Origin of the sequence: Psychrobacter okhotskensis (assembly GCF_013248965.1) — a bacterium.
GTDB lineage: Bacteria > Pseudomonadota > Gammaproteobacteria > Pseudomonadales > Moraxellaceae > Psychrobacter > Psychrobacter okhotskensis.
Map to the genome: position 1 here is coordinate 1 of NZ_JABRVQ010000069.1, position 893 is coordinate 893.

Sequence of the window (893 nt, forward strand, 5' to 3'; positions counted from 1 at the left end):
CCAAAAAAAGAGGAAATACCCATGGCAAAGGCCAAGTTTGAACGCAGCAAGCCACACGTCAACGTCGGTACCATCGGACACGTTGACCACGGTAAAACCACACTAACCGCCGCTATCGCAACCGTAGCAGCAATCACCTCAGGTGGCGAAGCCAAAGACTACGCGTCTATTGACTCAGCCCCAGAAGAAAAAGCACGTGGCATCACCATCAACACCTCACACGTAGAATATGACACCCCATCACGTCACTACGCCCACGTCGATTGCCCAGGTCACGCCGATTATGTTAAAAACATGATCACCGGTGCAGCCCAAATGGACGGCGCAATCCTAGTCGTATCAGCGACCGATGGCCCAATGCCACAAACCCGTGAGCACATCCTGCTATCACGTCAGGTTGGCGTACCATACATCGTCGTATTCATGAACAAGTGCGACGTTGTTGACGACGAAGAACTGCTTGAACTCGTAGAAATGGAAGTTCGTGAATTACTAAGTGACTATGACTTCCCAGGTGATGACACCCCAATCATCCATGGTTCTGCTACTGAAGCCCTAAAAGGCTCACAAGAAAAATACGGCCAACCAGCCGTCGTAGAACTACTAAACGTACTAGACACCTACATCCCAGAGCCAGAGCGTGACATCGACAAAGCATTCCTAATGCCAATCGAAGACGTCTTCTCAATCTCAGGTCGTGGTACCGTTGTGACCGGTCGTGTTGAATCTGGTATCGTTAAAGTTGGTGACGAAATTGAAATCGTCGGTATCCGTGACACTCAAAAAACCACCTGTACTGGTGTAGAGATGTTCCGTAAACTGCTTGACGAAGGTCGTGCAGGCGAAAACTGTGGCGTACTACTACGTGGTACTAAGCGTGAAGACGTCCAACG

1 protein-coding gene is annotated in these 893 nt (G+C 49.8%); it reads left to right on the forward strand.

Annotated elements, in window-relative coordinates:
- Positions 1–21: 21 nt before the first annotated feature.
- Positions 22–893, forward strand: an 872-nt coding sequence (gene tuf / locus HQR03_RS14085; RefSeq protein ID WP_173240663.1) for an elongation factor Tu, incomplete at its 3' end; no start/stop codon positions are given.